Raw genomic sequence first — 22,468 nt, forward strand, 5'->3', positions numbered from 1 at the left:
TCCTCCTCGCGCCTCACCGAGAGATCCCCAGCATGGGGATTCCTTCCCGCGCGGCCACTGCCATCACCGCGGCCGTCCTCGCGGCCGTACTGGCCGCGTGCTCTCCCAGCTACGACACCTCGTCCGACACGGCTTCGCCCGACGCTTCCGGCAGCCTCGCCGTCAGCCACGTCCATGGCCTGGGTATCGACCCGGCCGACGGACGCCTGTACGTCGCCACCCACGAAGGCGTCATCGCCGTGGCCGACAACGGTACCGCCGAGCGGGTCGGTGACACGGCCGACTACATGGGCTTCACCGTCATCGGCCCGAAGACCTTCCTCGGCAGCGGCCACCCGGCCGAGGGCAGCGGCGGCCACGGCAACCGCGGCCTGATCCGGTCCACCGACACCGGCAGGACCTGGAAGACCCTCTCGCTGGGCGGCACCACCGACTTCCACTCCCTGGAGTACGCGAACGACACCGTCTACGGCTACGACAGCACCCGCGGCGTGCTGCGGGCGGGCGGCCCCAGGCCCTGACCGCCGTCGACGCCAAGCGCATCCTGGCCGCGCCTCAGGACGGCGTGTACGAATCCCGCGATGGCGGCAGGACGTTCAGCGGACGCCTGCCCGTGTCCACCACGGTCGGGCACTGAACGCCGGGGAATGCGGCATCAGGGTCTTTCCATGCCGAGGCCGCTGAGGGCCATGAGCGCAGGGTCTATGCGAAGAGCTGGAAGAACGGGGGGAAGGTTCCGAGGATCCCGAGGGCGATGAGCACGAGGCTGATGAGGAGGGCGCGCACGGTTTCGAACGGCTTGTTGCGCAGTGCGGCATGCAGGACGGCCCAGGCCAGCAGCCACACGACGACGGCCAGGATGGCCTTGCCGGACAGTGGGCCGACCGAGTCGCTCCACTCCAAGCCGTCGTGCACCGCCGTGCTGGCCTCGGTGAGCGTGGTGAGGACGCCCAGTGCGGTGCATCCCACGCCTGCGGCGATGATCGCTGCCGAGATCGGCCCCTCCACCTTCTCGCTACGGGGAAAGTCCTCTTCCCGTCCGCCTCCGGACGGTGTTGCCGCGTTCTTGGCTTCCATGTCGGCGGTCTCCTTTCAGAGTCTGGTCACAGGACGGGTTCCACCTTGGTGATGAAGGCGCCGAATGCCCCGGCCACCGCCGCGAAGGCGAAGGCGAGGACGAACAGGGTGATGGTGGTACGGCGGACCCGGTTGTGCCGGATCAGGCCGGGGCCGTAGTACCAGACGATGAAGACGACGGCGGTGGCCAGGATCGGGCTGAGCCAGGCGATGTGCTCCTTCCACTCCATGCCGAACTCGTGCCAGTCCGCCGTGTCCGGATCGGCGAGCAACTGTGACCTGGGGCTGTCCGGGGTCCTCTCCCGGTACCAGGGATAGACGACCCAGGTGCCGGTGATCACGGTCGCCCATGCCGCCACCGCCATGGCGGTGACACCGATCCGCACCCGCCGCATCCGCTCCACCACTCCCACGCGCGTCATCAGGGCGGGCTTGAGGCTGTACAGCTCGGCGAGCCCGCCGGCGAAGGCGAGCAGGAAGGCGGCGCCGAGGATCATGCCGTGGACGAGGGTCCACCACTCGCGCTCGGTGAAGTTCACAGCCCATCTCCTCGCTTCGGCACTGATGGAAAAGTGGCAATTTGCTCAAATGAGAGAGCAGTGATGACGTTATCGCCATGGTTCAGCTCAGCTGTGCGGGCGCGCCGCGACTACCGTGAGAAGAGGCGGGCCACCGTTGCGCCAGGCCGGCCGACTCCCCCGGAGGGAGGCCCCGGTGTCACCCCGTAACCCAGACCAGGGGCGGCGTACGGCGATGAGGGCCCAGAACCACGTGTCGCGCGCCCTGCAGGTTCGTCGGGCTGAAGGTGAAGTTCTCGATCACAATTCTTGTCCCGCCAGGGACGACACTGCGGGGTTGTTACTGTCACCGTTCGAGCAGCCGACCAGGGTGAGCAGAGCACAGACGTTTCCCATGGCGAGTGCGGTGCGGCCCCGGTGTGGCGAGGTGAGTGACATGCGGGGCCGGCCTTTCGATTCGAGGTTGTCGTCGGCTGGGTGCAGCCGGAGGCGGGCTGGGCGTACTCAGGTTCGCCGTACTTGGGGGCGCCCGCCACGGCGCTACCGCCAACCGCCTTGCGGTTCATCTGAAGGACAACCCGAAGCCGTCGTGGGTGCGGGGGTGTCATCGGGGGGTGGAGGTGCGGCGGAACAGGACGGCCGCTGCGGTGGTGAGGGCGGCCAGCCATGCGAGGGCGATCAGTAGGGGGCCGGTTTCGTCGAAGGTGGGGGTGAGAGCGGCGTCGATCACGACCCGGCTGGCGCCGTAGCCGGGCAGTGCGTGGGCCCAGCCGGGCGGGGCGGAGCGGAGCATCGGGCTTTGTTCGATGCCGAGGTCGATGAAGGGCAGCAGGAAGGCGATGAGTACGCCGCCGACCCGGCCGAAGAGCGGGCCGAGCAGGACGCCGATGAGGGCGTAGGTGAGCGCGATCAGGACGCTTGCGGCGATGTACAGGCTCCATTGGCGGGCATCGAAGACGGTGGCGGTGACGGCGAGGGACGCGGCGGTCACCAGCAGCCCGCCGAGTGCGACGACGGCCAGGCGGGAGGCGAGCAGCGTCAGGGGGCGGAAGCCCGCGAGGGCCAGGCGCCGGTCTCCGGAGCGGGCGTCCAGCACGGTGAACAGCCCGGCCAGCGTGGCCAGGGAGGCGATGGCGATCGGGGCCATGACGCCACCGTGGATGTCGGGCAGCCACGCCTCCTGGGAGAGGGTGCGGCCGCTTTCACGCACGGTCAGGGTGGTGGACTCCTGGGGGGTGGTGGCCACCGCGAGGAGAACGAAGACGACGGGTACGGCGATGAGCAGCGCCCACAGCACCCGGTTGCGGGCCGCTTCCCGCAGCCCCGTCCGCACCCCGACGGACAGTTGTCCCGCAGCTGACCCGGGCCGGGTGCGGTGGCGGGACCGGGCGGTGCGGCTGGCGGCAGTGATCACTGTCCAGCTGATCACCATGGCGGTTGCAGCCCAGGCCAGGGCCCAGCCGAGATCTCCGATGCGTCCGCTGTGCCGGGAGGGCAGCTCCACCATCCACAGGGTCACGAAATGCGTCGGCAGGACACGGGTCACCGGACTGTCGGCCGCGCGCAGCACGGGGCCGAAGAACACATCGAGGATCCACACGAACAGCACCAGCACGGTGCCGTTGACCGGGCTGCTGACCAGGGTGCCGACCAGTGCCCCGATCGCCAGGTAGATCACCGCGTACATCAGCGTTCCGGCCAGGACCCGCCCCGGATCGTCACCGATTCCGGTGCGCGCCGTCAGAGCGAGCAGGGCCGCCGCTGTGGCGATCAGCGCCAGGCCCAGGCCGGTCGTCAGGCGGGCTGCCACCAGCCGTGCAGGGGTGAGCCCGGCCAGGACCAGGCGGCGGTCGGCGGCGCGGGCGGCGCGCATCTGGAAGTACATGGCGATCGCGGCGATGAACCCCGCGGCCCATCCGGCCGTGGCGGTCTGCAGGGCCGGCCCGCCGGGGCCGCCGAGCAGTTCGGCCGCGTCAGCCAAGGGGCGGGCGGCCATCACGACGAACACCACCGGCACCAGGATGAGCACCAGCAGGTTCACGGGGGTGCGGGCGGCCTCGGCCAGGAAGCGCCGTTCGAACAGCGTGGTCGTCATCGGCGCACCGCCCGTCCGTCCCGCAGCTGAATGATCCGGTCGAAGCGTTCTTCGTCGGTAACGAAGTGACTGATGATCAGCACTGAGCGTCCCGTCCGGCGGCGTTCGCCGACCAGCTCCCAGAATCTCAGGTAGGTGTCGAAGTCGAACCCGGCGTACGGCTCGTCCAGCAGCAGCACCTCCGGGTCGGCCAGCAGCGCCAGGGCCAGGTTCAGCTTGGAGCGGGTCCCGCCGGACAGGCGGTCGGTGCGCGTGGGGGCGTACCGCTCGAACCCCAACGCTTCATAGAGCTTCCGGCGAGCGCGGCGCTCGACCTGGTCGGTCAGACCGTAGGCGCGGCCGAAGAGTTCGAAGTGTTCGTCGCAGGTGAGGCGTTCGTAGACGACCGGCTCCTGCGGACAGTAGCCCAGCCGTCCGCTGCGGGTCACCGTGCCGGCGTCGGCGGACAGGGCCCCGACCAGGATCTTCATCAGGGTGCTCTTGCCGGACCCGTTCTCCCCGACCAGGCCGACCACCTCGCCGGGGGCGAGCGCCAGGTCAACCCCTTGCAGCACCCGCACCTGCCGCTGGGCGGGCCACACACCGCGCCGGTAGGATTTCTCTATCCCGGCCGCCACCAGTACCGCCCGGTCGTCAGGTGGCCCGTCGTCACGACGGGCGCCGGCTTCGTTCATGTGTGACCTCCGGACCGGATGACCTCGCCGCCCCTTCACAGACCGGGGGCGCCCCACAGCGGGAACCAGCGGCTCAGGTCCTGCTCGATGCGCAGGTCGTCCTTGATCACTGCCTTGACCTGCAGTTCCAGCGGGTTGTCGCGTTTCTCGCCGGGCAGCGGCGCGAAGGGGTAGAAGGTGCCGCGTTTGTAGAGGTAGACCAACGCCATGGGGCGCAGCTCGGCGTCGCGGAAGGAGACCAGGGAGCACAGCAGTTGCGGTCCGAAGCCACTGTCCTGCAGCGCGGTGTTCACCGCGTGCAGATCGCCCACCAGCGCGGGCAGGTTGTCGGGATCCCGGCGAGAGAGCAGCCATGAGTACCCGTAGTCGTCACGACTGAACTCCACCGGTGCACCAGCCCGTTCGGAGTCCGCGTCCAGCAGGGCCCGTACCTCCTGCTGGACTTGTGCGAAGGCCCCGCCCTCGACGGAGGCGAAGCACACCGAGCCCGCACCGGTCGGGGTGAGACCGATGGCCGCCTGGAGCGTGATCGCCGCCGAAGGCAGGCCGAAGAGTTGGTCCAGGTCGGGCTTGACCGGCTTGGACCGGCCGAGCAGGGAATCCAGGAAGCCCACGGGTTCTCAGCTCCTTCTCATGACGTCCGGCTGCCCGGTTCGCCCAGCTCGGCGGAGATCTCCGCGAGGGCCTCCAAGCGGCGTTCCAGGCTGGGGTGGGTGGAGAACAGGTTGGCCACCACGGTCCCGGGGCCGAGGGCGGGGGTGAAGAAGAACGCGTTGAACGCCTGGGCGGTGCGCAGGTCCTGGCTGGGGATACGGGCGATGTCCCCGCTGACCTTGGTGAGAGCCGAGGCCAGCGCGGAGGGCTTCGCGGTCAGCATGGCTGCGGCGCGGTCGGCGGCCAGTTCGCGGTAGCGGGAGAGCGCTCGGATGAGCAGGAAGCTCAGCGCGTAGACGAGCGCCGAGACCGCCATGACCGCTGCGAGTGCGGCGGCGGTGTTCTGGTCCCGATTGCGTCCGCCGAACAACTGGGAGTAGAAGGCGAAGCGGACGACGAGTCCCGCGATCACCCCCAGGAACGAGGCGATGGTGATCACCGCCACGTCACGGTGCGCGACATGGGAGAGTTCGTGGGCGAGGACGCCTTCGAGTTCCTCGGCCGTCAGGCGGCGCTGCAGTCCGGTGGTGACGCAGACTACGGCGTGGTCGGCGTTGCGGCCGGTGGCGAACGCGTTCGGCAGGTCCAGCTCGGAGAGGGCAACCTGGGGTTTGGGCATGTCCGCGGTGGCACACAGCCGGTCGATGACGCCGTGCAGTTGGGGTTGTTCCTCGGCTGTGACGAGTCGGCCGCGCATCGCGTAGAGGGCGATCCGGTCCGAATACCAGTACTGCGCGGCCAGCAGCCCGGCGGCGATGACGACCACCAGGACAACGGACTTGAGCAGCACGATCAGCGCGGCGATGAACGCCACGTACACCAGCCCGAGCAGGAACATCGTGGCCACCATGCGGGTGGTCAGCTGCCGGTCGGGCTCAAAGCGGCTGCGCATCGCGTCCTCATCCCGGGATCAGGCCCTCGTCGGACAGCAGTTCGCGTACTTGCGTGAGGCTGGTGTCTCCTCGCGCGGGTCCTCGGCCCGGTCCAGCGCCTTGTTGGCCTTGATCCGGAACAGGGCGGCGATGCGGTGAGTGATGCTGGTCATGACAACAGCCTTCCTTTCGCCTCTCCGACTCTGGGTGATAGGGGAGAGACCGGCCGGGCCGTCTGCGCGAACCTGCGCGACGGCACCTGCCATCGCGGCTCACAGCACCGACCATGGTTCTTCCATTGTCGGGGCACACTCCCGGCCTGGCAGCTCCACCCGCCCCGGCCGGTGCGTGCCTCGGGCCGGTCACGGCATCCTCCCGGCCGCTGCCGCGCCCTGCGCGGCGCGGGTATCACGCAGAGTTGTCGTAGACGATGCCCGCCAGGATCAGCGCCCCGGCCAACGATGCGATCACAGCCGCCATGGGCACTCGCCCCCCTTCCCGGGCCGGGCGGTCAGGGCCGCCCGGGCCCGGTGTGGTGGTCGTGCTTGCGCAGCGGGTCCTCATCCCGCTCGTCACGGTGCTGGTCGTGTGCGCCGTGCATGCCCTGGCCGTGCATGCCCTTCATCATGAAGAACATCATCAGCGGGCAGGCAGCGACGAGGGCGAGCCAGACGAGGCTTTCCAGCGATACGCCGACGGTCAGGGCGCCGACGACGACGATCGCAGCGGCGAGAGCGTACATGCCGTAGTTGCGCTTGTCGTTCATGACGGGCCTCCTTCAGGGGGCCGAGGCCACGGGGTGCGGCCGTGTTCAGGGTCGGGTGAGAGGGCCGGCGTGTATCGCGTTCAGGCGACGCCGGTACTCCTCTTCGTCGATCTCCCCGCAGGCGAACCGCTCGCTGAGGATCTGCTGCGGTGTGGGTGCGGCGGGGGTGTGGGTGTGTTCGTGGGACCGGTTGGCGGCACGGAAGACCAGGACAAGTGCTGTGATGATCAGCGCCCAGAACAGGAGCATGCCGATCGACATCCCGAACCAGCCCCACCCGCTGACGTCGTGGTCGTACCAGAACATCATCGCCACTCACCTGCTTCGGCTCTTGTCGGCGGCTGGTACGGGCGCGGAGCCCGCCGTCCGGGGCGAGCTGCTGCTGCCCTCACCTCCATTGTTGTCCCTAACAGGTGGCGCACTTGGGCCGGACGGTCCAGGACCGGCGGGCCGTTCAGCCCCTACCCGGCAGGGGTACAGAAGCGCAGGCTGGACAGTGACCCGCCGAGGGAGGCGAGAAGACCATGGGTGCCGTCGACGTCGCAGTGATCCTGGCCTCGACCGTGCTGGTCGCTGTGCTCGGCTGGTTCTTCTTCGGAACCCGCCGGGCCGGCGCCGCCCGCCTGGAAGGCGGCGTGCAGCGGGTAGAGGTGACAGTGCGGGGCGGCTACAGCCCCGACCTGATCAAAGTCCGTGAGGGGACACCTGTGGAGCTGGTCTTCGACCGGCAGGAGGCCGGCGAGTGCACCTCCCGTGTCGTCTTCCCCGATCTCAAGGTTGGGGCCGGGCTGCCGGCACACGCACGAACCACCGTGCGGCTGAACCCGGACCGGCCGGGCTCCTTCGGTTTCGCCTGCGGCATGAACATGATCCACGGCACGCTGCTCGTCGAACCCGCAGAGGGCTCCGCACCGCCCACCCCGGACGGCGCCGGCACCACGGCTACCCCTCCTCCTGCTCCTCCGACCGGCGGGCCACCTCCGGATGAGGAGCGCACGGCGGCCGAGGCGGAGGCCGCGGACGCCGCCGAACGACAGACGGAAATCAAGGACCTCACCCGCCGGGTACTGCTCGGCGCAGTGCTCACCGCCCCGGTGCTGTTCGCCGTGATGGCGCACGAACTCTTCGGTGCGGACTGGGTGCCGGAATGGATGCTGAACCACTGGCTGCAGCTGGCGCTGATCACACCGGTGATGTTCTACACCGGGTGGCCGATCCATGTGACGGGCTGGCTGACCCTGCGCCACCGCGCCGCCGACATGAACTCCCTGATCACCCTCGGGACGAGTGCCGCCTACGGCTACAGCCTCCTGGTCACCCTCGCCCCCGGCCTGCTGCCCGAGGCCGTGCGCGAGGTCTATTACGAGGCCGTCGGCGTGATCCTGACCCTGATCCTGCTCGGACGGTTGCTGGAGGCGCGCGCGAAGGCCGGCACCGGCGAGGCCATTCGCGCCCTGCTGGGCCTGCAGGCGCGCACCGCACGAGTGGTGCGCGACGGCGCCGAGTCCGAGATACCCATCGAGGACGTCGTGGTCGGGGACGAGATCGTCATCCGTCCCGGAGAGAAGATCCCCGTCGACGCCGAGGTGCTCTCCGGCTCCTCCGCGGTCGACGAGTCGATGGTCACCGGCGAGCCCATGCCGGTGACCAAGCACGCCGGGGACACGGCCATCGGGGCCACCGTCAACGGCACCGGCTCGCTACGGGTGCGGGCGGCCAAGGTCGGCTCCGACACGATGCTCGCCCAGATCATCCGCCTCGTTCAGCAGGCCCAGGCGTCCAAGGCCCCCATCCAGCGGCTCGCCGACGCCGTGTCCGCATACTTCGTGCCCGCGGTCATCGCCATCGCGATCGGCACCTTCGCCGTCTGGTTCACCCTCGGACCGTCGCCCGCGCTGACCCTGGCGCTGGTGTCGGCGGTCGCGGTGCTGATCATCGCCTGCCCGTGCGCGCTCGGCCTCGCCACCCCCCTGTCGGTGATGGTCGGCACCGGCAAGGGCGCCCAGGCCGGCATCCTGATCCGCTCCGCCGAAGCCCTGGAAACCGCACACAAGCTGGACACCGTGGTCCTGGACAAGACCGGCACCGTCACCGAGGGCAAGCCCGTCCTGACCGACATCCACACCGCCGACGGATTCGACGAATCAGAACTGCTGCGCCTGGTGGCCGCCGCGGAGACCGACAGCGAACACCCCCTCGCCCAGGCCATCGTCACCGGCGTCCGCGACCGCGGCCTTCGCCCACCGACGGCGACCGGCTTCGACTCGGTCACCGGCAAAGGCGTCCAGGCCACCGTCGACGGACGCGCCGTCCTGGTCGGCACCGCCCGGCTGCTGGGCGACGTCGGCATCGACACCACCGCCCTGACCCCCGTCGCCGCCCGCCTGTCGGCCGAGGGCAGGACCCCCGTGCTCGCCGCGGTGGACGGACGTCCCGCCGGTGTTCTGGCCGTCGCCGACACCGTCAAGGACGACTCCACCGCCGCCATCGCCGCCCTCCAGCGCCTGGGCATCGACGTCGTCATCATCACCGGAGACAACGCCCGCACCGCTGCCGCGATCGCCGCCCAGGTCGGCGTGGACCGGGTGCTGGCCGAGGTGTTGCCCGAGCACAAGGCCGACGAGATCCGCCGCCTGCAGGGCGAGGGCCGCACCGTCGGCATGGTCGGCGACGGCATCAACGACGCACCCGCCCTGGCCGCCGCCGACGTCGGCCTGGCCATCGGCACCGGCACCGACGTGGCCATCGAGGCCGCCGACATCACCCTGATCTCCGGATCCCTGAGCGGCGTGGTCACGGCGATCCGGCTGTCGCGGGCGACGATGCGCAACATCCGGCAGAACCTGTTCTTCGCCCTGGTCTACAACGCCGTCGGCGTCCCCCTCGCCGCAGGCGCCCTGTACCCGCTGTGGGGCCTGCGCCTGAGCCCCATCATCGCCGCCGCGGCCATGGCGCTCAGCTCCCTGTCGGTCGTCACCAACGCCTCCCGGCTGCGCCGCTGGCACCCCCAGCCGCTGCCCGACGCCCAACTCGATGGCGTCCGGCCCCGGGTCGAGACCTTCGCCGACCGTGCCCCGGCCGAGAGCACGGCCGCCATGGCGGAGCCCGGCCATCACCCTGCCCCAAGGAGCGACGGCGACAGCATGGTCGCGGACCCCGTGTGCGGCATGCAGGTGGACAAGGCGACCGCCGCCGAACACCGGCAAACCGAGCACGGCACCTACTACTTCTGCTCCGCCCAGTGCGCCGCCACGTTCGATGGCGACCCGGACCTCTATACGGCCCCCACTTCCGGCGGTATGCAAGAGGGAGGCGAACCCCGATGACCACGACTCCAGCCACCCCTCGCCACGCGCACGAACGGCACACCGAGGCACCCGGTTACGCCGACAACAAGGCCGACCACCTGGCTCGCCTGCACAAGATCGAAGGCCAGATACGGGGCATCTCCCGCATGGTCACCGACGACCGCTACTGCATCGATGTCCTCACCCAGATCAGCGCCGCCGGCCACGCCCTGCAGGAAGTCGCCCTGGGCCTCCTCGACGACCACGTCCGCGGCTGCGTCACCGACGCCGCCCGCACCGACACGGTCCACGCTGAGGAGAAATTCGTAGAACTCAACGCCACCTTGCGCCGTGCACTGCGTCTGTAGCCCGCGTCATCATGGGTGTTCGCACCTCGCCACTGCCCAGTCGCCCATCTACCCCCAATGCTTAAACGGGTAGGCGATCATCGTGCCGACGGCCAGCAGCAGCGCAGCAAGCGTCGGCGGCCCGCGCGAGCAGCCACAGCCCGACCCTGGACTCCGGTACGGGCACGGCGGTGGCCGGCAGCAGAGGCAGGAAGGCCAGGCCCATGACCGCCAACCCACGCACGAGCGCCTGCCCGGGCTCGTACCGTTCCTTGCACCACGCCGTGAGCCGCGTCTGACCGATGATCGTGCTCAGCCCGGAAACAGCAAAGAGCACCGCGACCGCCGCCGTGCCGAACTCCCCGCCCCCGCCGAGCCGGCGCACCTCCAGCGGCAGCGCCCGTTAGACCTGGAAGGACAGGACGTACGAGCCGATCATGGCGACGGAGAAGAACAGGAACGGCCGGTTGGCGAGGATGCCGCGCCACTGGGCGAGCACACCCTGACCGCCGTCGCTCCCTTGCCGCTTGGTGTCGTGGGCCCGCCGGGCCGGCAGCGCACGGATCTGTACGACGCTCAGCAGCGTGAAGATGCCAGCCGCCACCAGGCAGGTGACACGGAAGTCCACCCCGGTCAGCACCATGCCCACCAGCGGGCCCAGCAGGATGCCCGCCTGGTAGAACACGTTGAACAACGCGAACGCCTCGACCCTGCGCTCCCCCGCGTCGGCCGCGAGGTACGCCCGTACGGCCGGGTTGAACAGCGCACCGGCCAGCCCTGTGGCCGCGGAGGCGGCGAGCAGTGCGGGAAGGGAGTCGACGAGCCCGAGCGTGGCGAAGCCGAGGGTGCGCAGCACGCAGCCGGCGACGATCATCGGCTTGTAGCCCAGCCGGTCGGCGAGCGTACCGCCGACCAGGAACATGCCCTGCTGGCTGAAGTTCCGTACGCCAAGGACGAGTCCCACGATCCAGCCGGCCAGGCCAAGCGTGCACCGGGTCCAGCGGGTGACCTCCTTCTCGTCCAAGCGGCCGATCAGCTCCGGTTCGGGCGCCGGAGGCGAGTCCAGCAGGCCGTGGGCAGCGCAGTAGTCGTCGTCGTAGACCGTTCCCAGGTAATGCTGCGGGCCGTCGGGGAAGATCGCGACGATCCGTGCGTCCGCGGGCATCGTCTGGGCCAGCCAGCCGGCCACCAGCGCGGAAAAAATTGCCTCTGACCTGCGGAAATGCAGAGCGGCAGACGAGTCGGGCTGTACGCCGGGTTCTGTTCCCCGGTTCCCTCGCGGGAGCCGGGGCGACGGCCATCCATCTAGGGCCGGTGTTGCCACCGGCCTCGTGCGGTCTACCCGCGGACTCGGGCGGGCAGCCCTCGAACGTCCGCGCAGAGACGCTTCCGAAGAGGCGTCTCCTCTTGACCTTGCTCCGGGTGGGGTTTACCGAGCTGCCCAGGTCACCCTGGGCACTGGTGGTCTCTTACACCACCGTTTCACCCTTACCGAGGACCGAGGTCCCCGGCGGTCTGCTTTCTGTGGCACTGTCCCGCGGGTCACCCCGGGTGGCTGTTGGCCACCACCCTGCCCTGTGGAGCCCGGACGTTCCTCGGGAAGCCCCCTAGGGGGACTCCACGCGGCCGTCCGCCCGGCTCGTCTGCCGTGTCGACCATGGTACCCGGCGCGGCACCGGCTTCGGTGCGGCGGCCGTGGCCAGGACCGAGCCCGCCAGGATCAGGGTGAAGGCGGCCAGCACCGTCCCGGTCAGGCGTTCGTCCAGGAAGACGGCTCCCGCCGCCACGGCCACCGCCGGGTTGACGTACGTGATCACCGACGCGCGGGTCGGGCCGACCTCCTTGATCAGTTCCAGGAAGGCCACGAAGGCGATCGCCGTGCAGACGATGCCCAGGGCGGCCAGGGCGGCGAGGGTTTCGGCCGCGGGGAGGGCCGCCGGGCGGGTCGCGATCGCCGCGGGGGCGTACACCAGGGCGGCCAGGGCCAGGCAGGGCGTGATGAGGTGCAGGGTCGGGACGTCCTTGAGGTGGCGGCCGGCGATCAGGGGCGCCGTGGCGTAGCCGACGGCCGTCAGCAGTACCTCCGCCAGGGAGAAGGCGTCACCGCCGGTCAGGTGGGGGACGGTGAGCACGGCCACGCCGCCGAGGCCGAGGGCGAGGCCGCAGACGCGGCGGGCGCCCAGGGACTCGGCCGCGCCGAAGAAGCGTGACACCAGGACGGCGGTGATCGGTACGCCCGCTATCAGCAGTCCCGCGGTGGAGCTGGACAGGTGGCGTTCGGCGTCGGTCAGGGTGTACCAGGGCCCGACGATCTCGATGACCGCGAACGCCAGCATCGGCTTCCAGTGCCTGCGCAGGGTGCGGGCGAGGCCCGGCCGGCGCAGGGCGAAGGGGAGCAGGAGGACGGCGCCGAGCGCGCACCGCGCGAACACCACCGTCGACGGGGACAGCTCGTCCACCGCCACCTTGATCAGCAGATAGGGGACGCCCCAGACGACTCCCATCAGGGAGAACAGCAACCAGCCGCGTGCAGTCATGCGGTGAGTGTCGGCCGGTTCAGCGTGCGGCGTCTTGAACGCTGTTGCGGTACGCCGCCGGGGTCACCCCGAGCACCCGCCGGAACCAGCGGGTGAGGTGCGCCTGGTCGGCGAATCCGACGAGGCCGGCCACCTCGGCGGGGCGCAGGCCGGCCTCCAGCAGGCCGCGGGCCCGGGTCACCCGGTACTGGGCGAGCCAGGCGTACGGCGGCACGCCCATCGTCGTACGGAACGCGCGCAGCAGTTGGTACCGGGACAGGCCGAGGCCGGCGGCCAGGGCGGCGAGGGAGGGCGGGTCGAGCAGTTCGTCGGCGAGGCGGTCGCGGACGGCCCGGGCGATGTGCCCGGCGCCGGGCACGGTGTCGTCGCTCGCGCGGGCCGTGGAGTGGCGGCGGGCGAGGGCGGTCAGCAGCCAGGGCAGCCGGGACTCCGCCTCGAGCGGGTCGGGGCAGGCGCTGACGTCGGTGTGGGCGAGGCGGAGGGCGGCCGCGAGCTCCGGGTCGTCGAGCACGGCGTCGCGGAAGTGCGGGACGCCGGGGCCGAGGGTGCCCTCGGTGAGGAGGGCGGAGTCGGCGTACAGGGCGCGGTAGGCATAGCCGTCGGGGGCGGCGGGGCCGCCGGTGTGCATCTCGCCGGGTTCCAGGACGACGATCGAGCCGGGGCCGGAGTGGATCCGGCTCCCTCGGTAGGCAATGACCTCCAGGCCGCCGACGGTCACGCCGATGGTGAACTCGTCGTGGGCGTGGGGCGCGTACTGGTGCCGGCTGAAGCGGGCGGTGAGCAGGTCGACCGGGGGCCCGCAGCGGCCGAGCCGCGCCCTGGCCCAGCGGGCCTGTTCCCGTACGTCCGCGTCCGCGTCTCCGTCTGCGTCTGCCTCTGCGCTCATTCCTCGCACCCCCGCCCCACAGGGGGGCACGCCCCCAGCCACCGGGAGCAACCCCCGCCCACAGGGGATCAGAGGAAGTCGCCGGTGTCCAGGTCGAAGGCGAAGGGCTCGGCGCCCGTCACGGGCGGGGCTGCTCCCTTGACCCTGCCGCGACGTCAACGTCTCTACTGGTCCCATGCGGATCGGAGAACTCGCCGACGCCGTCGGCGTCACCACGCGGACCGTGCGGCACTACCACCATCTGGGGCTGTTGCCCGAGCCGGAGCGGCTGGCGAACGGGTACCGGGACTACACCCTGCGGCACGCCGTCGTGCTGGCGCGCATCAGGCGGCTGACGGAGCTGGGGCTCGGGCTCGCGGAGGTGCGCGACGTCCTCGCGGAGGACGCCGGGAAGGACCTCGTCGAGGTGCTGACGGAGCTGGACGAGGATCTGGCGCGGCAGGAGGCGGCGATCCACGACCGGCGGGCGCGGCTGCGGGCCCTGCTGGGGACGGAGGGCGGACTGACCGCCGAGGGGCCGGTCTCCCCGGAACTGGCCGCGCTGTTCCGGGAGATGGCGGACCTCTCCGACTCCCCGATGGCCGCCAGGGACCGGGAGATGCTCGCACTCCTGGAGACCGCGGCGCCCGCGCAGGAGCGGCAGCGGCTGATGGAGCTGCTGAGCGCTGCCCTGGAGGCGCCGGGCGGGGTGGAGCGGGCGCTCACCGCCTACGCACTGCTGGACGCGCTCGCCGACGCCGACCCGGACGACCCGCGGGTGGAGGAGGCCGCCCGCGCCCTCGCCGGGTGCGTTCCGCCCGAGCTGGTGCCCGAGGTGCCGGGCCTCGACCGGGACCGCAGCTTCCTGCGGGCCTTCTACGCCGACTTCCCTCCGGCCCAGGCGGAGGCGATCCGCCGGACGCTGCGGATCGTCACGGAGGGACGCTCGTGAGGGGGTTGGGGGTGGTCTCGGATCTCGTGCGGCACGAGGTGCGGCTTCTGGTGAGCCTGGGGCTGTGGATCGTCCGGCGTGCGCCCGTCCAACCCGCCGGGGGCAGGGCCTTCGGGTACGCGAGGGGGCAGGGGGCGACGACGTTCGCGTTGGCGTTCGTGTGCGCGGTCGAGACCGCGGCGATGTCCGTGCTGCTGAGCGACTGGCCCACGGTGCACGCGGTGGTGTTCGTCCTGGACGCGTACACCGTCGTCTTCGTCGTCGCGCTGCACGCCGCCGGCGTCGTCCGCCCCCATGTCCTGGACGCGGGTGCGCTGCGGATCCGGCGGGGCGTGCACGTCGACCTGCGGGTGCCACCGGCGCGGATCGCCTCCGTCCGCCGTGAGCTGCGCATGACCCACGAGCGGGCCGAGGGCGAGCTCGACCTCGCCGTGGGGTCGCGGACGACCGTCACGCTGGAGCTGGCCGAGCCCGTCACGCACGTCACCCTTCTCGGGGGCCGCCGGGCGGTGCGCGTGGTCCGCTTCCACGCCGACGACCCGGACACCCTGGTCAGGGCGGTCGCGGAACTCACCCGGGAGCGCGAAGGGAGCGCCTCCGCTTGACCGGGCTCCGCCGTACGCTGTTCGGCGGAGCTCTACCGAAGGAGTACGTGTGCTTGTCCTGCTGCCGCCGTCCGAAGGCAAGGCCGCTTCCGGCCGCGGTGCCCCGCTGAAGCTCGAGTCGCTGTCGCTGCCGGGGCTGACCGACGCCCGGGAGGCCGTGCTCGCCGAGCTCGTGGAGCTGTGCGCCGGTGACGAGGACAAGGCGCGCGAGGTGCTCGGACTGAGCGAAGGGCTGCGGGGCGAGGTCCCGAAGAACGCGGAGCTGCGCACGGCCGGGGCACGGCCCGCCGGGGAGATCTACACGGGCGTGCTCTACGACGCCCTCGACCTGGCCTCCCTCGACGCCGCCGCGAAACGGCGCGCGGCCCGGTCCCTGCTGGTGTTCTCGGGGTTGTGGGGTGCCGTCCGGATCACCGACCGGATCCCGTCCTACCGCTGCTCGATGGGTGTGAAGCTGCCCGGTCTCGGCGCGCTGGGCGCGCACTGGCGGGCGCCGATGGCCTCGGTGCTGCCCGAGGCCGCCGGTGACGGACTGGTGCTGGACCTGCGGTCGGCGGCGTACGCGGCGGCCTGGAGGCCCAAGGGCGCGGTGGCCGGGCGGACGGCGACCGTGCGGGTGCTGCACGCGCCGACCCGGAAGGTGGTCAGCCACTTCAACAAGGCGACCAAGGGGCGGATCGTCCGGAGCCTGCTGTCGGACGGGGTGGCCCCCAAGGACCCGGCCGGGCTGGTCGAGGCGCTGCGGGACCTGGGGTACGTGGTGGAGGCCGAGGCGCCGGCCCGGACGGGGGCGGCGTGGGCACTGGACGTGCTGGTGACGGAGGTGCACTGACGCACCGGCCTCCTGGCACCGGCTTCCTGCTACGGCGCGAGGGCTCACCCGTTGCAGGATGCGCAATGACCTTTGCTGCATGCGCGTCGTGGGCGGCAGGATCTGCGGCATGAGTCTCCCCCTGCCCGCTCAGCCGCTCCCCTCGGTTCTGGACCTCGCCCCGGTCGTGCCCGTCGTCGTGGTCGAGGACGCCGCCGACGCCGTGCCGCTGGCCCGGGCGCTGGTCGCCGGGGGGCTCCCCGCGATCGAGGTGACGCTGCGGACGCCTGCCGCGCTGGACGCGATCCGGGCCGTGGCCGGTGCCGTGCCGGGGGCGGTGGTCGGGGCCGGGACGGTGATCACGCCGGGGCAGCCGGCCGAGGCGGTGGCGGCCGGGGCACGGTTCCTGGTGAGCCCGGGGTGGACGGACGCACTGGTGGCGGCGATGCGGGCGTCGGGGGTGGCGTTCCTGCCGGGGGTGTCGACGGCGTCGGAGGTGGTGGCGCTGCTGGAGCGCGGGGTGCGGGAGATGAAGTTCTTCCCGGCGCAGGCCGCGGGCGGCACGGCCTTCCTGCGGTCGCTCGCCGGACCACTGCCGCAGGCCCGCTTCTGCCCGACCGGCGGGATCGGCCCGGACTGCGCCCCGGACTATCTGGCGCTGCCCAACGTCGGCTGCGTCGGCGGGAGCTGGATGCTCCCCGCGGATGCGGTGGCGGGCCGGGACTGGGCCCGGGTCGAGCGGCTGGCGCGTGCGGCGGCGGGGCTCAGCGCAGGTGCGAGGTGTCGTTGAAGAGCCGGACGCTGGCGTTGCCGTCGGAGTAGTACGCCACGGCCGACAGCGAGGCCGCGGACAGCTCCATGCGGAACAGCGACTCGGGCGGGGCGCCCAGGGCCAGCCGTACGAGGGTCTTGATCGGCGTGACGTGGGTGACGAGCAGGACCGTGCGCCCCGCGTACGCCGCGATCAGCTTGTCCCGGGCGGCGGCGACCCGGGTGGCGGTGGCCGCGAAGCTCTCGCCGCCGCCGGTGGGTTCGGCGCCGGGGTCGGACAGCCAGGTGTTCAGGTCCTCGGGGTGGCGTGCGCGGACCTCGCCGAAGGAGAGGCCCTCCCAGGCGCCGAAGTCGGTCTCGCGCAGCCCGTCGTCCACGGTCACGTCGAGGCCGAGGCGGGCGGCGACGATGCCGGCGGTCTCGCGGGTGCGGGCGAGGGGGGAGGACACGATCGCCTGGACCGTGCCGCGCCGGGCGAGGGCGGCCGCGACCCTCTCGGCCTGCTCGCGGCCGACGCCGGAGAGGGAGGGGTCGCTGCCGCCGCTGCCGGAGAAACGCTTCTGGGGGGTCAGCGGGGTCTCACCGTGCCGCAGCAGGACGAAGGTGGCCGGCGGGCCCATGTCGGCGGGGGCCCATCCCGCACGGGGCGTGGCCACGGCCTGCGCGGCCCGCACATCGGCGTTCGCCCGCCCGGTGCCGTCCGCGGCGGCCCCCTGCGGCGTACCGGCCCCGGCGGCCCCGGGCACGTCCGTGACCGCGGCCGCACGAGTCGCGGGCGCCGTCGGTCCGCTCGCGAGGTCCGCCGTGGACGCCGGGGCCGTCCACCGCTCCCCCCGGCTTCCCGCGTCCATCGCCTCGTTGGCCAGCCGGTCCGCGTGCTGGTTGCGGTCGCGCGGGATCCACTCGTAGGTCACCCGGTCCGGCGGGAACACGCGCGCCGCCTCGGCCGCCAGCGGCTTCATGTCGGGGTGCTTGATCTTCCAGCGGCCGGTCATCTGCTCGACGACCAGCTTGGAGTCCATCCGGACGTGCACCGCGGCCTCCGGGTCCAGCTCGCGCGCGGCGCGCAGCCCGGCCAGCAGGCCCCGGTACTCGGCGACGTTGTTGGTGGCGACGCCGAGGTACTCGGCCGTCTCCAGCAGCGTCTCCCCGGTCGCCGCGTCACTGACCACGGCCCCGTACCCCGCGGGCCCCGGGTTGCCCCGTGAGCCGCCGTCCGCCTCGACGATGAACTCCCGCACCGGTGACCGACCGCCCCTACAGCCCCGACTCGGACGTGCGCACCAGGATGCGGCGGCAGTTCTCGCAGCGGACCACCGTCTCGGGCGCGGCCTTGCGGATCTCGTTCAGCTCGGTGATGGCGAGCTCCTGGCGGCAGCCCTGGCAGGTGCGGGCGTACAGCTTGGCCGCGCCGACGCCGCCCTGCTGCTCGCGCAGCTTCTCGTAGAGCTTCAGCAGGTCGGCGGGCACGGACCCGGCGACGACCTCCCGCTCCTTGGTGACCGAGGCGGCCTCGCCGTCGATCTCCTCGAGGGCCGCGTCCCGCCGGGCGGTGGCGTCGTCGATCTTCGACTGGACGGAGGAGACCCGGTCGGTGAGTTCTCCGACCCGCTCCTGCGCGGACTCGCGGCGCTCCATGACCTCCAGGACGACGTCCTCCAGGTCGCCCTGCCGCTTGGCGAGCGAGGCGATCTCCCGCTGGAGGTTCTCCAGGTCCTTGGGCGAGGAGACGGCACCGGAGTCGAGGCGCTTCTGGTCGCGGGCGGCGCGCTGGCGCACCTGGTCGACGTCCTGCTCGGCCTTGGTCTGCTCGCGGGCGCAGTCGCTCTCCTCGGTCTGCGCGGCGACGAGCAGGTCGCGCAGCTGGGTGAGGTCCTTCGTCAGCGACTCGATCTCGGCGTGCTCGGGGAGCGAGCGGCGCTTGTGCGCGAGCTGCTGGAGGCGGACGTCGAGGTCCTGGACGTCGAGGAGTCGGATCTGGTCGGCGGGCGCGGCGTTCAGTTGGGGGCTCCAGATGGATCGGTGGCGGAGGAGGCCGCGTGGGCGGTCCAGGGGTCGGTGACCGTCCGGGAGACGTGGACCCTCAGGTCCCATCCGTGGCGGTCGGAGATCTCGTCGAGCTGGGCTGCGGCCAGCTCGCACCAGGGCCACTCGGTGGCCCAGTGCGCCGCGTCGAGCAGCGCGAGGGGACTGTGGGCGACGGCTTCGGAGGCCGGGTGGTGACGCAGGTCCGCGGTGAGGAAGGCGTCCACACCGGCGGCGCGTACGGCGTCGAAGAGGCTGTCGCCGGAGCCGCCGCTGACGGCGACCGTGCGCACCGGCGCCTCGGGGTCGCCGGCGACGCGGATGCCCTGCGCGGTGGCGGGCAGCCGGGCGGCGGCCCGGGCGGCCAGGTCACGGACGGTCAGCGGGTGGTCGAGTTCGCACACACGGCCGAGGCCGCGGCGGCCCTCGGGGTCGGTGGGGTCCGGCACCAGGGGGCCCACGACCCTCAGGTCGAGCGCGCCCGCCAGCGCGTCGCTGACGCCCGGGTCCGCCGTGTCGGCGTTGGTGTGGGCGACGTGCAGGGCGATGTCGTTCTTGATGAGGGTGTGCACCACGCGGCCCTTGAAGGTGGAGGCCGCGACCGTGGTGGTGCCGCGCAGGTACAGCGGGTGGTGGGTGACCAGCAGGTCGGCGCCCAGCTTCACCGCCTCGTCGACGATCTCCCGCACCGGGTCGACGGCGAACAGGACCCGGGTGACCTCTTGGTCCGGATCGCCCACGACGGTGCCGACCGCGTCCCAGGGCTCGGCCCGTTCGGCGGGCCACAGGTTCTCCAGCGCGGCGATGACTTCAGACAGACGGGGCACGGGTGCAAGGCTACCTGGCTGTTCGGCGCCGCAGCACCGGCTCGGTCCACCGGGACGGGTGCCGGGGCCCGGCCAGCACACGCGCCCCGGCTCCCTCAGGCGAATCGTTCCTGGAACACCCTTATGTGTGAAGTGGGCTCCCGCCGGTCCCCGGTCTCCGGGTACGAAAACTACGGTCTTCGCCGGAGGTGACCGAACGATGACGGTCTGTTCCATCGAACCTGCCACGGAACACGCGGACACAGCCGCTGCGGCGGGCTGCACCATCACCGCGGACGGCTCCTACGCCGCCCGCCTCGCCCTCACCACCGGACCCGGTGGTCCGGCTGGCTCCGGCGGGGCCCGCTTCCCGGAGCGCTGGACCCTGGACGGCCCCGAGCCGTACGCCGTGCCGCTGCCCGGGAACCGGCCCGAGGAACCCGGGACCGAGGTGCAGCCGATGGGCGACGGGCGGGTTCTCATCCACCGGGTGGCGGACGGACGGCACGCCTTCTCGCTGCTGTACCCGACGGGTCCGGGCACCGGTGAGCTGCCGCTGGGCACGGTCGAGTGCCCGGACGAGGACACCCGGCTGCGGCTGCTGCCCCCCGCACCCGGGGGCGAGCGGGCGTACGCGCTGGCCGTGGGACCGCGGTCGACGGCGGTGTGGCTGGTGGCGGGCGGCGGCTGCGGCCCCGAACACCTGACCGAGATCCCTGGTCGCTGTTCGGGCGGGGTGTGGCTGGACCACGTGGGCCGGATGCTGGCCGTGGACCGGGAGACGGGCGGGCGGACCAAGGCGGTCGTGGTGGACCTGGAGCGCGGCGGCGAGGTGTCCCCCCTGCTGCAGATCGCCGCCGAGAGCGACGACCGGGTCCTGCTCGCCGCCCCGGACAGCGGGCTGCTGCTGGTGCGCTCGGACGCGCCCTCGCCGGGGCACGACCGGTTGGGCTGGGGGGTGCTGGGCAGCACGCTGCCGGTGCGCTTCCCGGAGTGCCTGCGGCTGCCGGACTGCCGGGTCACGCCGTTCGCCGTCCAGCCGGGGCAGGTCCTGACGCCGGAGGGGTGCGCGGTGGCGCTGCGCATCGACGGCCCGGCGGGCACCTGGCTCGGGGTGTGGCGGCCGGCCGAGCGCCGGGTGCACCATCTCCCCGCGCCCGAGGGTTGGTTGACCGGCACCGGGCTGTGGACGGCGGACGGGGTGCTGCGACTGCCGTACGCCACCCGGTCGGTGCCGTGCGGCGTGGCGCGGCTGATCCCGCCGGCGCAGCAGGGACAGCCGGAGGCGGAGGGCGGCGGCGCCCGGCACGGGACGGGGACGGAGGAGCCGGCGGAACCGGAACTCCCGGATCCCGGCGGGCCGGAGGACTCCCCCACGGCCCGTCCGGTGCCGCTCCAACAGGCGCCTTTGGGACAGCTTGTAACGAAGTAGTGGCGGTTGGCGTGGCCGCCTGGATTCGGCCCGTGGTGCACCGGTTACACTCGCCCGGCTGTACGAAAGATCATGTTTACGGGGTGAATTCCTTCCGATGAGCGACACCATGACGAACCAGCCGCAGAGCGCCGAAGGCGGACGGGCCGCGCCCGGGCACGGCAGGCACCGGGGACCGGTCTCCACGCAGGACGCCGAGACGGCCCCGCGGGGCCGGCACCGCCGACCGGCGCAGGAGAACGAGCCTGCGGAAGCGGCCGCCTGACGACACGTCAGACGCGCCACTCGGCGACCGCAACCGGCCCCGCCCGTCGACGACGGGCGGGGCCGTCCGCGTTCAGCGGGGCCGTCCGCGTTCAGCGGGGCCGTCCGCGTTCAGGCGTGCGCGACGACGGTGCCGGCGAGGACGGGAGCGTCCCCCCTGTCGACGGCGGTCACGGTCACGCGCACCTCGTCGGGCCCACGCCACATGCCGACGCGCAGGGTCTCGCCCGGGTACACGATCCCGGCGAACCGGGCGGTGCAGGAACGGACGCGGGTGACGTCGCCGCCGAGCAGGGTGTCGACGACCGCCTTCAGGGTCATGCCGTAGGTGCACAGGCCGTGCAGGACGGGCCGCTCGAAACCGGCGCGCCCGGCGAAGCCGGGGTCGGCGTGCAGCGGGTTCCAGTCGCCGCAGAGGCGGTAGAGCAGGGCCTGGTCCTCCCGGGTCGTCCGCTCGACGGTCCGGTCCGGCGCCCCGGTGGGTTGCTCGTGCCGCGCGGACGGGCCCCGGTCGCCGCCCCAGCCGCCCTCGCCGCGCACGTGGATCCACGCGTCGGTGGTCCACAGCGGGCCCGCGGCGTCCGCTGCCTCGGTGCGCATCACGAGGAGGGCCGCCTCGCCCTTGTCGTACGCGGCGGTGATGCGGTCGGTGAGGGTGGCGGTGCCCTCGGCGGGGACGGGGCGGTGCAGGGTGAGCGACTGGCCGCCGTGCAGGACGCGGGCCAGGTCGACCTCGACGCCGGGCATGGACAGCGCGCCGATCACCCCGGGGGCTCCGCCACCCGCCACGGTGGCGAAGCTCGGCAGGACGTGCAGCCGGGACTCCAGGGTGTAGCGCAGTTCACCGGGGTCGGTGGCGGGGCGGCCCGCGCCGATGCCCAGGTGGTAGAGCAGGACGTCCTTCCGGTCCCAGGAGATCTCCTCGGTCCGGGGTGCGGCGGAGAGGGCCTTGGCGGCGTCGATGGGCATCGGTCTCCTGATCGCCGGAAGCACTTGGCGTCGAGGCTGCCACAGGGAAAGGCAGGGGTAGGGCACCGGGGCAACGGGGCGGCACCGGAGGGCGCCGCGGCGAACCACGATCCCGAAAGCAACGGAAGGAGCGACGGGCAC

General features: G+C 72.2%; 22 protein-coding genes, 1 other RNA gene and 3 pseudogenes. 9 read left to right on the plus strand and 17 right to left on the minus strand.

The window, feature by feature from the left end; all coding sequences use genetic code 11:
• The first annotated feature begins 32 nt into the window (after positions 1-32).
• Positions 33-521 carry a hypothetical protein gene (locus ACFYOV_RS02025; RefSeq protein ID WP_389081614.1) on the plus strand — a complete coding sequence of 163 codons (489 nt, stop codon included), beginning with the start codon at positions 33-35 and terminating at the stop codon, positions 519-521.
• A gap of 181 nt (positions 522-702) precedes the next feature.
• Here ACFYOV_RS02025 and ACFYOV_RS02030 read toward each other — a convergent pair whose 3' ends face one another.
• The 9 genes and pseudogenes from ACFYOV_RS02030 to ACFYOV_RS02070 form a co-directional block, all read right to left on the minus strand.
• Positions 703-1,077, minus strand: a complete 375-nt coding sequence (locus ACFYOV_RS02030) for a hypothetical protein (RefSeq protein ID WP_389081617.1) — start codon at positions 1,075-1,077, stop codon at positions 703-705.
• A gap of 26 nt (positions 1,078-1,103) precedes the next feature.
• Entirely contained in the window at positions 1,104-1,616 is a 513-nt protein-coding gene (locus ACFYOV_RS02035; protein WP_389081619.1) for a hypothetical protein, read from the minus strand.
• A gap of 583 nt (positions 1,617-2,199) precedes the next feature.
• Positions 2,200-3,690: an ABC transporter permease gene (locus ACFYOV_RS02040; RefSeq protein ID WP_389081621.1), complete on the minus strand. Its 1,491-nt coding sequence runs from the start codon at positions 3,688-3,690 to the stop codon at positions 2,200-2,202.
• Positions 3,687-4,364, minus strand: coding sequence for an ATP-binding cassette domain-containing protein (locus ACFYOV_RS02045; protein ID WP_389081623.1), 678 nt, complete (start codon positions 4,362-4,364; stop codon positions 3,687-3,689). The genes ACFYOV_RS02040 and ACFYOV_RS02045 overlap by 4 nt, the downstream gene beginning before the upstream one ends.
• 35 nt (positions 4,365-4,399) lie before the next feature.
• On the minus strand, positions 4,400-4,978 hold the full coding sequence (locus ACFYOV_RS02050) for a hypothetical protein (RefSeq protein WP_389081625.1): 579 nt from the start codon (positions 4,976-4,978) through the stop codon (positions 4,400-4,402).
• 17 nt (positions 4,979-4,995) lie between these two features.
• Positions 4,996-5,910: a zinc metalloprotease HtpX gene (gene htpX, locus ACFYOV_RS02055; RefSeq protein WP_389081627.1), complete on the minus strand. Its 915-nt coding sequence runs from the start codon at positions 5,908-5,910 to the stop codon at positions 4,996-4,998.
• Positions 5,911-5,979: 69 nt separating this feature from the next.
• Positions 5,980-6,063: pseudogene (locus ACFYOV_RS02060) on the minus strand (PspA/IM30 family protein); the annotation flags it as partial.
• 338 nt (positions 6,064-6,401) lie between these two features.
• Positions 6,402-6,656: a DUF2933 domain-containing protein gene (locus ACFYOV_RS02065; protein ID WP_389081629.1), complete on the minus strand. Its 255-nt coding sequence runs from the start codon at positions 6,654-6,656 to the stop codon at positions 6,402-6,404.
• 45 nt (positions 6,657-6,701) lie between these two features.
• Positions 6,702-6,965, minus strand: coding sequence for an SHOCT domain-containing protein (locus tag ACFYOV_RS02070; RefSeq protein ID WP_389081632.1), 264 nt, complete (start codon positions 6,963-6,965; stop codon positions 6,702-6,704).
• Between the two features lie 215 nt (positions 6,966-7,180).
• On the opposite strand from ACFYOV_RS02070, the gene ACFYOV_RS02075 reads away from it, so the two are divergent.
• Both ACFYOV_RS02075 and ACFYOV_RS02080 read left to right on the plus strand, forming a co-directional pair.
• The gene (locus tag ACFYOV_RS02075) at positions 7,181-9,982 is read left to right on the plus strand and encodes a heavy metal translocating P-type ATPase (RefSeq protein ID WP_389081634.1); all 2,802 of its coding nucleotides are present in this window, start codon (positions 7,181-7,183) and stop codon (positions 9,980-9,982) included.
• The gene (locus ACFYOV_RS02080) at positions 9,979-10,311 is read left to right on the plus strand and encodes a metal-sensitive transcriptional regulator (RefSeq protein ID WP_389081637.1); all 333 of its coding nucleotides are present in this window, start codon (positions 9,979-9,981) and stop codon (positions 10,309-10,311) included. The genes ACFYOV_RS02075 and ACFYOV_RS02080 overlap by 4 nt, the downstream gene beginning before the upstream one ends.
• Before the next feature lie 60 nt (positions 10,312-10,371).
• On the opposite strand, the pseudogene ACFYOV_RS02085 reads toward ACFYOV_RS02080, so the two are convergent.
• From ACFYOV_RS02085 to ACFYOV_RS02100, 4 genes and pseudogenes are all read right to left on the minus strand, one after another.
• Positions 10,372-11,278: pseudogene (locus ACFYOV_RS02085) on the minus strand (MFS transporter); the annotation flags it as partial.
• A gap of 245 nt (positions 11,279-11,523) precedes the next feature.
• Positions 11,524-11,932, minus strand: an RNA gene (gene rnpB / locus ACFYOV_RS02090) — RNase P RNA component class A.
• A 115-nt stretch (positions 11,933-12,047) separates the two neighbouring features.
• Positions 12,048-12,827: pseudogene (locus ACFYOV_RS02095) on the minus strand (DMT family transporter); the annotation flags it as partial.
• Positions 12,828-12,846: 19 nt separating this feature from the next.
• Positions 12,847-13,713 (minus strand): AraC family transcriptional regulator, encoded by an 867-nt coding sequence (locus tag ACFYOV_RS02100; RefSeq protein ID WP_389081639.1) that lies wholly within the window; start codon positions 13,711-13,713, stop codon positions 12,847-12,849.
• A gap of 175 nt (positions 13,714-13,888) precedes the next feature.
• On the opposite strand from ACFYOV_RS02100, the gene ACFYOV_RS02105 reads away from it, so the two are divergent.
• From ACFYOV_RS02105 to eda, 4 genes are all read left to right on the plus strand, one after another.
• The gene (locus ACFYOV_RS02105) at positions 13,889-14,644 is read left to right on the plus strand and encodes a MerR family transcriptional regulator (RefSeq protein WP_389081642.1); all 756 of its coding nucleotides are present in this window, start codon (positions 13,889-13,891) and stop codon (positions 14,642-14,644) included.
• A gap of 5 nt (positions 14,645-14,649) precedes the next feature.
• Positions 14,650-15,249 carry a hypothetical protein gene (locus ACFYOV_RS02110; RefSeq protein ID WP_389082425.1) on the plus strand — a complete coding sequence of 200 codons (600 nt, stop codon included), beginning with the start codon at positions 14,650-14,652 and terminating at the stop codon, positions 15,247-15,249.
• Between the two features lie 49 nt (positions 15,250-15,298).
• Positions 15,299-16,081: a peroxide stress protein YaaA gene (yaaA, locus tag ACFYOV_RS02115; protein WP_389081644.1), complete on the plus strand. Its 783-nt coding sequence runs from the start codon at positions 15,299-15,301 to the stop codon at positions 16,079-16,081.
• A gap of 109 nt (positions 16,082-16,190) precedes the next feature.
• On the plus strand, positions 16,191-16,850 hold the full coding sequence (eda, locus tag ACFYOV_RS02120) for a bifunctional 4-hydroxy-2-oxoglutarate aldolase/2-dehydro-3-deoxy-phosphogluconate aldolase (RefSeq protein ID WP_389081647.1): 660 nt from the start codon (positions 16,191-16,193) through the stop codon (positions 16,848-16,850).
• On the opposite strand, the gene ACFYOV_RS02125 is transcribed toward eda, so the two are convergent.
• The 3 genes from ACFYOV_RS02125 to ACFYOV_RS02135 are packed head-to-tail and all read right to left on the minus strand — an operon-like array spanning position 16,825 to position 19,683.
• The gene (locus ACFYOV_RS02125; protein WP_389081649.1) at positions 16,825-18,072 is read right to left on the minus strand and encodes a bifunctional RNase H/acid phosphatase; all 1,248 of its coding nucleotides are present in this window, start codon (positions 18,070-18,072) and stop codon (positions 16,825-16,827) included. The two genes, eda and ACFYOV_RS02125, sit on opposite strands and share 26 nt — an antisense overlap.
• A 16-nt stretch (positions 18,073-18,088) precedes the next feature.
• Positions 18,089-18,832: a zinc ribbon domain-containing protein gene (locus ACFYOV_RS02130; RefSeq protein WP_389082428.1), complete on the minus strand. Its 744-nt coding sequence runs from the start codon at positions 18,830-18,832 to the stop codon at positions 18,089-18,091.
• On the minus strand, positions 18,829-19,683 hold the full coding sequence (locus tag ACFYOV_RS02135) for a Nif3-like dinuclear metal center hexameric protein (RefSeq protein WP_389081652.1): 855 nt from the start codon (positions 19,681-19,683) through the stop codon (positions 18,829-18,831). The genes ACFYOV_RS02130 and ACFYOV_RS02135 overlap by 4 nt, the downstream gene beginning before the upstream one ends.
• A 199-nt stretch (positions 19,684-19,882) precedes the next feature.
• Here ACFYOV_RS02135 and ACFYOV_RS02140 point away from each other — a divergent pair, with 199 nt between their 5' ends.
• On the plus strand, positions 19,883-21,094 hold the full coding sequence (locus tag ACFYOV_RS02140) for a hypothetical protein (RefSeq protein ID WP_389081654.1): 1,212 nt from the start codon (positions 19,883-19,885) through the stop codon (positions 21,092-21,094).
• Between the two features lie 97 nt (positions 21,095-21,191).
• Positions 21,192-21,359 (plus strand): hypothetical protein, encoded by a 168-nt coding sequence (locus ACFYOV_RS02145; protein WP_389081656.1) that lies wholly within the window; start codon positions 21,192-21,194, stop codon positions 21,357-21,359.
• 110 nt (positions 21,360-21,469) lie between these two features.
• Here ACFYOV_RS02145 and ACFYOV_RS02150 read toward each other — a convergent pair whose 3' ends face one another.
• Positions 21,470-22,327, minus strand: a complete 858-nt coding sequence (locus ACFYOV_RS02150; protein WP_389081659.1) for a MaoC/PaaZ C-terminal domain-containing protein — start codon at positions 22,325-22,327, stop codon at positions 21,470-21,472.
• Between the last annotated feature and the right edge of the window lie 141 nt (positions 22,328-22,468).

Origin of the sequence: Streptomyces sp. NPDC005931, from assembly GCF_042871235.1 — a bacterium.
Classification (GTDB): Bacteria; Actinomycetota; Actinomycetes; order Streptomycetales; family Streptomycetaceae; genus Streptomyces.

Bases quoted from the DNA above. Each gene is read 5' to 3' on its own strand.
- ACFYOV_RS02025 (WP_389081614.1), top strand. From the start codon at position 33: ATGGGGATTCCTTCCCGCGCGGCCACTGCCATCACCGCGGCCGTCCTC.
- ACFYOV_RS02030 (WP_389081617.1), bottom strand. From the start codon at position 1,077: ATGGAAGCCAAGAACGCGGCAACACCGTCCGGAGGCGGACGGGAAGAG.
- ACFYOV_RS02040 (WP_389081621.1), bottom strand. From the start codon at position 3,690: ATGACGACCACGCTGTTCGAACGGCGCTTCCTGGCCGAGGCCGCCCGC.
- ACFYOV_RS02045 (WP_389081623.1), bottom strand. From the start codon at position 4,364: ATGAACGAAGCCGGCGCCCGTCGTGACGACGGGCCACCTGACGACCGG.
- htpX (WP_389081627.1), bottom strand. From the start codon at position 5,910: ATGCGCAGCCGCTTTGAGCCCGACCGGCAGCTGACCACCCGCATGGTG.
- ACFYOV_RS02065 (WP_389081629.1), bottom strand. From the start codon at position 6,656: ATGAACGACAAGCGCAACTACGGCATGTACGCTCTCGCCGCTGCGATC.
- ACFYOV_RS02070 (WP_389081632.1), bottom strand. From the start codon at position 6,965: ATGATGTTCTGGTACGACCACGACGTCAGCGGGTGGGGCTGGTTCGGG.
- ACFYOV_RS02075 (WP_389081634.1), top strand. From the start codon at position 7,181: ATGGGTGCCGTCGACGTCGCAGTGATCCTGGCCTCGACCGTGCTGGTC.
- ACFYOV_RS02080 (WP_389081637.1), top strand. From the start codon at position 9,979: ATGACCACGACTCCAGCCACCCCTCGCCACGCGCACGAACGGCACACC.
- ACFYOV_RS02100 (WP_389081639.1), bottom strand. From the start codon at position 13,713: ATGAGCGCAGAGGCAGACGCAGACGGAGACGCGGACGCGGACGTACGG.
- ACFYOV_RS02105 (WP_389081642.1), top strand. From the start codon at position 13,889: ATGCGGATCGGAGAACTCGCCGACGCCGTCGGCGTCACCACGCGGACC.
- eda (WP_389081647.1), top strand. From the start codon at position 16,191: ATGAGTCTCCCCCTGCCCGCTCAGCCGCTCCCCTCGGTTCTGGACCTC.
- ACFYOV_RS02140 (WP_389081654.1), top strand. From the start codon at position 19,883: ATGACGGTCTGTTCCATCGAACCTGCCACGGAACACGCGGACACAGCC.
- ACFYOV_RS02145 (WP_389081656.1), top strand. From the start codon at position 21,192: ATGAGCGACACCATGACGAACCAGCCGCAGAGCGCCGAAGGCGGACGG.
- ACFYOV_RS02150 (WP_389081659.1), bottom strand. From the start codon at position 22,327: ATGCCCATCGACGCCGCCAAGGCCCTCTCCGCCGCACCCCGGACCGAG.